Below are 6,524 nucleotides of genomic sequence, written 5' to 3'. Positions count from 1 at the left end.
GCCGCGCCCGGCGCGCCGCCACCGCCGCGGCGCTGGCCGTCCTCACCGCCGGCACCGGCCTGGTCGGCTGCCCGACCGCGGCGCAGGCGAGCACCCCCGGCACCAAGACCGTCACCGCCACGCTCTTCGAGTGGTCGTACGCCTCGGTCGCCAAGGAGTGCACCAACTTCCTCGGCCCCAAGGGGTACGGCTACGTGGAGGTGTCGCCGCCGCAGGAGCACGTCCAGGGCGGCCAGTGGTGGACCTCCTACCAGCCCGTCAGCTACAAGATCGCCGGCAGGCTGGGCGACGCCAACGCGTTCACCGCCATGGTCAACACCTGCCACGCGGCAGGCGTGAAGGTCGTCGTGGACGCGGTCGTCAACCACATGAGTGCGGGCAGCGGCACGGGCACCGGCGGCACGGTGTACTCCAAGTACACCTACCCCGGTTACTACCAGGACTGGGACTTCCACTCCTGCCGCAGCAACATCAGCAACTACGCGGACCGTGCCAACGTGCAGAACTGCGAGCTGTCCGGCCTCTCCGACCTCGACACCGGCAGCGACTACGTGCGTTCCACCATCGCCGGCTACCTCAACGGCCTGATCGCCAAGGGCGTGGACGGCTTCCGCATCGACGCCGCCAAGCACATCGCGGCCGCCGACCTCTCCGCCATCAAGGCCAAGCTGACCAACCCGGGCATCTACTGGGCCCAGGAGGTCATCTACGCCGCCGGCGAGGCCGTCCAGCCCGGCGAGTACACCGGCACCGGCGACGTCGACGCCTTCATGGGCGCCTACGACCTCAAGCGGATCTTCACCAACGAGAAGCTCGCCTACCTCAGCAACTGGAACGACTCCTGGGGCGCCGGCTACCTGCCCAGCGGCAACTCCCGCACCTTCACCGACAACTGGGACACCGAGCGGAACGGCTCGACCCTCAACTACAAGTACGGCAACACCTACACCCTCGCCAACGTCTACCTGCTGGCCTGGCCGTACGGATCGCCGAACGTCTACTCCGGGTACGAGTTCAGCGACATCGACGCCGGCCCGCCGAACGGCGGCACCGTCACCGCGTGCTACCAGAACGGCTGGAAGTGCCAGCACGAGTGGCGCCAGATCGCCAACATGGTGGGCTTCCGCAACGCCGTGAACGGCACCGCGGTGACCAACTGGTGGTCCAACGGCGGCAACGCGATCGCCTTCGGCCGCGGCAGCAAGGGCTACGTGGCGATCAACCACGAGACCGGCCCGATCACCCGGACCTTCCAGACCTCGCTCCCGGCCGGCAGCTACTGCGACGTCCAGCACGCCGACCCGAGCAGCGGCGGAGGCTGCAACGGCACCCGCTACACCGTCGCGGCCAACGGCACCTTCACGGCCACGGTCGGCGCGGGTGACGCGATCGCGCTGTACGTGGGCGCCGGCAACTGACGCCGGGGCCGGGCGTGGTGGTGCGGGCTCCGCGGTCCTCCCGGCGGGGCCCGCACCGCCGTCCCGGGCCCCTGGTGGTCAGCCGGCCGGCGGGGCAGGCGGCGGGGCCGGGCCGTCCTCGGCTGCGCTCCAACCGGCCCGCCGGACCGTCTCCGTCAGCTGGTCCGGGTCGGCGGTCGCGTCGCGGGGTTCCTCCGGCCACCGTTCGACGGCTGCGGCGGCCCAGTCGGCCCACTCGGCGACCAGCCGGTAGTAGTCGGTGAGGAAGCGGCCGACCAGCATTGTCTGCGCGGCTCGCTCCGGGAAGGGGCCCTCGCCGGCGGCGTAGGCGCGGGCGGCGGCGAGGTTGTCCCGGTTGCGTTCGACGGCCCAGGCGCGGGCGGCGTGCAGGGTGGCCAGGGTGTCGGCGGTGCTGCCGGACTCGGCGAAGAAGACCTTCAGGAGCTGTTCCGACTCCAGGACCGGGCCGGCGCCGGGCTCGCCGAGCCAGTCGGTGAGCGCGTCGCGGCCCTCGGGGGTGATGGCGTAGACGGTGCGCGGGCGCCGTCCGACGGAGCCCGGTTCGGCCCTGGCCAGACCGTGGCGGACCAGCTTCTTCGGTTCCTCGTAGATCTTGCTCGCCGCCCTGGGCCAGATCCGGCCCAGGCTGCGGTCCATCTGGCGGGCGAGTTCGTAGGTGCTCCACGGGCGTACCGCGAGCAGTCCGAGGACGGCGTAGGAGGTCGTGGTGAGTGCGGGTTCCCTTGACATCGCGACCCCTCGGGGTTAGACCGGAACAGTCCCATAGGGAGTATAGGGCGGTGGTCGAGATGACCGGGACGCTGCATGTGGACCCGTCGAACGCCGAGCAGGCCCGGGCCTGGGACGGCGACGAGGGGGCCTTCTGGGCCGAGCACGCGGACCGCTTCGACCGTTCGCTGCGCGGCTATCGGACCCCCCTCCTGGAGGCCGCGGCGGTCCGCCCGGCGGACCGCGTGCTCGACGTCGGGTGCGGGGCCGGCGAGATCACCTGCGAGGTTGCGCGCCGGGCCGCGGCGGGCCGGGGGCTCGGCGTCGACCTGTCCGCGGCGATGCTGCGGATCGCCCGGCGCAGGGCGGCGGAGCAGGGGCTCGCCAACGTCGGGTTCGAGCAGGCCGATGCCCAGATCCACCCGTTCCCGCCGGGGGAGTTCGACCTCGTCGTCAGCCGCACCGGGACGATGTTCTTCGCCGATCACGCCGCCGCGTTCGCCACGATCGCCCGTGCCCTGCGGCCGGGCGGGCGGTTCGTGCAACTGGTCTGGCAGGCACGGCAGTCCAACGAGTGGTTCGTCGCCCTGACGACGGCCATGGCGGCGGGCCGGGACATGCCGGGACCGCCTCCCGACGGGCCCGGCCCGTTCTCGCTGTCCGACCCCGCCCGGGTGCGCCGCCTGCTCACCGGCGCCGGGTTCGCCGAGCCGCGCGTCGAGGCGCTCACCGCGCCCATGCACTTCGGGGCGGACGCCGCCGACGCCCACCGGTTCGTCAGCGCGCGGCTCGGCTGGATGCTGGCCGACCTGGACGACTCCGGTCGCGCACGGGCGCTGGCCGACCTGTGGACGACGCTCCGCGCCCACGAGACGTCCGACGGCGTGCTGTACCCGTCGGCCACCTGGCTGATCACCGCGGTACGCGCCTGAAGGCCCGCCGCCCGTCGGGCGGCGGGCGGCGGGCGGCGGGGTGGCGTTCGTGAACCGTAAGGTCGCGCACCGCCGTCCGGCCCGGTCTCCGCTCCTACAGTGGCGGCACGTCGACCGGGAAGGACGAATCGCGTGACGGACATTCAGGAACGGCCCACCGCCGAGATCGGTGTGATCGGCGGCTCCGGGCTCTACGAGCTGCTGGCGGACGTGACCGAGGTGCGGGTGGCCACGCCCTACGGCGAGCCGAGCGACGTGCTGTCGGTGGGGGAGGTGGCGGGCCGGCGGGTCGCCTTCCTGCCGCGGCACGGTCGGGGGCACCGGCTGCCGCCGCACCGGATCGACTACCGGGCGAACCTGTGGGCCCTGCACTCGCTCGGCGTGCGGCAGGTGCTCGGGCCGTGCGCGGTCGGCGGTCTGCGGCCCGAACTGGGCCCCGGGACGCTGGTGGTGCCGGACCAGTTCGTCGACCGCACCTCCGGCCGGGTGCAGACGTACTACGACGGGCAGCCGCTGCCGGACGGCTCGGTGCCGGAGGTGGTGCACGTGTCGGCGGCGGACCCGTACTGCCCGCACGGGCGCGGCTCCGCCCTGGCGGCCGCGGCCGGTGCGGCCTGGGAGGCGGTGGACGGCGGAACCATGGTGGTGATCGAGGGCCCGCGTTTCTCCACCCGGGCCGAGTCCCGCTGGTTCTCCGCCAACGGCTGGTCGGTGGTCGGCATGACCGGCCACCCGGAGGCGGTCCTCGCCCGCGAACTCGGGCTCTGCTACACCTCGATCGCGCTGGTGACCGACCTCGACGCGGGTGTGGAGAGCGGTGCCGGCGTCACCCACACCGAGGTGCTCGCGGAGTTCGCACGGAACGTGGAGCGGCTGCGGACGGTGCTCTTCAAGGCGGTCGAGCTGCTGCCGGTCGAGCGCGCGTGCCCGTGCGCCCGCGCGCTCGACGGTCTCACGACCGGTCTTCCGGGGGTGCCGGGCGCTCCTCCCGGGCTGCCGGGCGCCTGACCGGGCCGGTCCCGTGCCGCCACCGCCGCACCAGCCCGACGGCCAGGGCGACGAGGGCGGTGGCGGCCAGCACCAGCAGCCAGTTGCGCAGGTAGGGCAGCGGCAGCAGCGAGGGGTTGCCGTGGTCGTCCCCGGCGCGCAGCACGGCGGGCAGGCCGACCGCCGTGACCGCGGCGGTGACGGTCAGCCAGCCGCGCAGCACCGGACCGCGGGCCAGGTACGCACCGACGAGGCAGAGCAGCGGCACCCACAGGCCGTCGTGGAGCAGGAGACCGCCGACCGCCCACACCAGGACGTCCAGTGGTGCGGTGATGTACGCGTCGGTCAGCATGCCGTACACGCCGAAGCCGATCATCGCCAGGCCGGCGGCGAGGGCGGTGCCCCGGAGCCAGGCAGCCATCAGAGCACCTCGATCCGGGCGACCCACTTGGTCTGCAGCACGCCCGGCCGGTTCGGTGCGACGATCCGCGCGGGGAAGCCGTGGTCCGGGTTCAGGGTGGCGCCGTTGACGCGCAGCGCCAGCAACGTGAGCGGGTCGTCGGCGTACTGCGGCGGCATCTCCATGACCCGGTAGGGGCCGTCGGCCTCCAGCGAGGTGACGCGGACGGCGGAGCCGGCGGGCGCGCCGGCCCGGGCGAGCAGCTCGGTGATCCGGACGCCGCCCCAGCGGGCGCTCGCGCTCCAGCCCTCCACACAGGCGATCGGCAGCACGGCCTCGTACTGGGGGAGCCGGCCGAGTTCGGCGAGGGTGAGCCGGTAGGGCCGTGGGCCGACGACCTCCAACCGCCAGTCGGCGGGTACGGTCAGGGCGCCGGCCTGGGCCGCGGTGCGGTTGACCGGCAGGCCCTGGCTGCCGATGTCGGGGCGGCGCGGCGCCAGCAGGTCGAGGCGCCGCAGCCAGGGCACGCTCTGGCCGGCCGTGGTGAGGGTGACCAGCCCGGTGGCCGCGGTCACCGAGGCCAGGAAGGCGCGCCGGCCGGGCAGCGGGGTGCTGGGCCGGCGCCAGTTCCGGGCGATCAGCGGGGCCTTGACGGCGAGGTGGACCAGCAGGCCCCCGGTCGCCAGCCAGCCCAGCCAGAAGTGGGTCTGCCGGAAGGGGAACGGCCACGGGTACCACTGCAGCGTGTTGAGGAGCCCGGTGAACAGCTCCAGCAGCACCGCGGCGACCAGCACGGCGATGCCCAGCCGTTCCAGTGCGTGGAGCACGCTGCGGGCCGGCGGCCATTCGAAGAGCCTCGGGTAGACCGCCCAGAGCTTCGCCCCTGCGAGGGGGATCGCAGCGATGCCGCTGATCACGTGCAGGCCCTGGGTGACGCGGTAGCCGTTCGCCGGGCGGGCCGGCAGCGCGCCGGACAGCCAGGCCGGCGGGTCCTGGAGCAGATGGCTGGCGAGCCCGGTCAGGAAGCAGACCAGCAGTGCGGCGCCGAGCCATCGGCCGAGGACGACCGTCGTGCGCGGCTCGTGCAGGGGAGAGCGGAACGCACCGGGCCGGAAGGGGCCGCGGCGCAGGAACGCGGGCGGCGGCAGGGCGGGGTCGAATCGGCGGGGGCCGCCGGAGGGCTTGGATTCCACCCCTTCATCGAAGCGCTCCGGGGCGTCCGGAAGGAGGTACGACGTGCTTACGGAATCCGAACGGCGGCTGCGCCGCGGCCGGCGCGCGGGTGCCGGCTGGCAGGGTGGGCCCGTGACGACCCGGACCGGACTGCCCTGTGTGCTCGCCCTCGCCGCCCTGGTGGCGGCCCTGGCCCTGACCGTGACCGTCGGCGGAACGCTGGGCGAGCGGACGGCGCTGTACGGCTGGTACGCGCTCGACGCCGCGCTGTTCGCGCTCGCCCTGGTGCTGCTGCGGCGGGTGCCGGCCCGTCGGGCGGCGCCGCTGGTGCTGGCGGGGAGCGTTCTCGTCGCCGCGGCGGGGCTGCTGGCGCCGCCGCGCACCAGTGACGACGCCTACCGGTACGTGTGGGACGGGCGGGTGCAGGCGGCGGGGATCTCGCCGTACGCGTTCGCGCCGGACGATCCGGTGCTCGCGGGGTTGCGGGACGGCGGTCTGTTCCCCGCCGGGGACGGCTGTCGGGGCTGGGACGAGCGGCGGACGGCGGCCGGGGACTGCACCAGGATCAACCGGCCGGCCGTGCACACGATCTACCCGCCGGTCGCCGAGGCGTGGTTCCTCGTCGTGCACCCGTTCGGCGGCGGGGTGCGCGGGGTGCAGGGGGCGGGGGCGCTGCTGGCGGTCGCCACGACCGGTGTGCTGCTGCTCTCGGGGCGGGGAAGTCGCCGGGCCGCGGTGTGGGGGTGGTGCCCCGGGATCACGGTGTGGGCGGTGAACGACGCGCACGTCGACACGCTCGGTGCCCTGCTGCTGGTCGCGGGGCTGGGCCTGGTCGCCCGCGGGCGTCCGCTGGGCGGTGGGGTGCTGGCCGGCGCGGCGGTCGCC

The 6,524-nt window shown here is 74.3% G+C and carries 6 protein-coding genes and 1 pseudogene; 4 read left to right on the top strand and 3 right to left on the bottom strand.

The features are described from left to right. The first annotated feature begins 32 nt into the window (after positions 1-32). A complete protein-coding gene (locus tag ABZ641_RS22445; protein ID WP_344626487.1) occupies positions 33-1,418 on the top strand; it encodes an alpha-amylase family protein in 1,386 nt (461 codons plus the stop codon). 78 nt (positions 1,419-1,496) lie between these two features. Here ABZ641_RS22445 and ABZ641_RS22440 read toward each other — a convergent pair whose 3' ends face one another. Next, positions 1,497-2,168: a helix-turn-helix transcriptional regulator gene (locus ABZ641_RS22440; RefSeq protein ID WP_359984282.1), complete on the bottom strand. Its 672-nt coding sequence runs from the start codon at positions 2,166-2,168 to the stop codon at positions 1,497-1,499. A 59-nt stretch (positions 2,169-2,227) separates the two neighbouring features. Between ABZ641_RS22440 and ABZ641_RS22435 the strand changes: the two genes are divergently transcribed. Further along, positions 2,228-3,079 carry a class I SAM-dependent methyltransferase gene (locus ABZ641_RS22435; RefSeq protein ID WP_344626488.1) on the top strand — a complete coding sequence of 284 codons (852 nt, stop codon included), beginning with the start codon at positions 2,228-2,230 and terminating at the stop codon, positions 3,077-3,079. Positions 3,080-3,211: 132 nt separating this feature from the next. Continuing rightward, entirely contained in the window at positions 3,212-4,087 is an 876-nt protein-coding gene (locus ABZ641_RS22430; protein WP_359984279.1) for an S-methyl-5'-thioadenosine phosphorylase, read from the top strand. Here the strand turns inward: ABZ641_RS22430 and ABZ641_RS22425 are convergent. Together ABZ641_RS22425 and ABZ641_RS22420 are read right to left on the bottom strand one after the other, a co-directional pair. Continuing rightward, positions 4,032-4,487 carry a hypothetical protein gene (locus ABZ641_RS22425; RefSeq protein WP_359984277.1) on the bottom strand — a complete coding sequence of 152 codons (456 nt, stop codon included), beginning with the start codon at positions 4,485-4,487 and terminating at the stop codon, positions 4,032-4,034. The genes ABZ641_RS22430 and ABZ641_RS22425 overlap by 56 nt on opposite strands. Continuing rightward, positions 4,487-5,614: a molybdopterin-dependent oxidoreductase gene (locus ABZ641_RS22420; protein WP_344626489.1), complete on the bottom strand. Its 1,128-nt coding sequence runs from the start codon at positions 5,612-5,614 to the stop codon at positions 4,487-4,489. The genes ABZ641_RS22425 and ABZ641_RS22420 overlap by 1 nt, the downstream gene beginning before the upstream one ends. A 157-nt stretch (positions 5,615-5,771) precedes the next feature. On the opposite strand from ABZ641_RS22420, the pseudogene ABZ641_RS22415 reads away from it, so the two are divergent. After that, a pseudogene (locus ABZ641_RS22415) lies at positions 5,772-6,524 on the top strand (hypothetical protein); the annotation flags it as partial.

Origin of the sequence: Kitasatospora sp. NPDC007106 (genome assembly GCF_040634455.1) — a bacterium.
GTDB classification, from domain to species: domain Bacteria; phylum Actinomycetota; class Actinomycetes; order Streptomycetales; family Streptomycetaceae; genus Kitasatospora; species Kitasatospora arboriphila.
This window is presented reverse-complemented; position numbering and strand designations above follow the sequence as displayed.

Excerpts from the sequence above, each read along its gene's own strand:
- ABZ641_RS22440 (WP_359984282.1), bottom strand. The coding sequence starts at position 2,168 with ATGTCAAGGGAACCCGCACTCACCACGACCTCCTACGCCGTCCTCGGA.
- ABZ641_RS22435 (WP_344626488.1), top strand. The coding sequence starts at position 2,228 with ATGACCGGGACGCTGCATGTGGACCCGTCGAACGCCGAGCAGGCCCGG.
- ABZ641_RS22425 (WP_359984277.1), bottom strand. The coding sequence starts at position 4,487 with ATGGCTGCCTGGCTCCGGGGCACCGCCCTCGCCGCCGGCCTGGCGATG.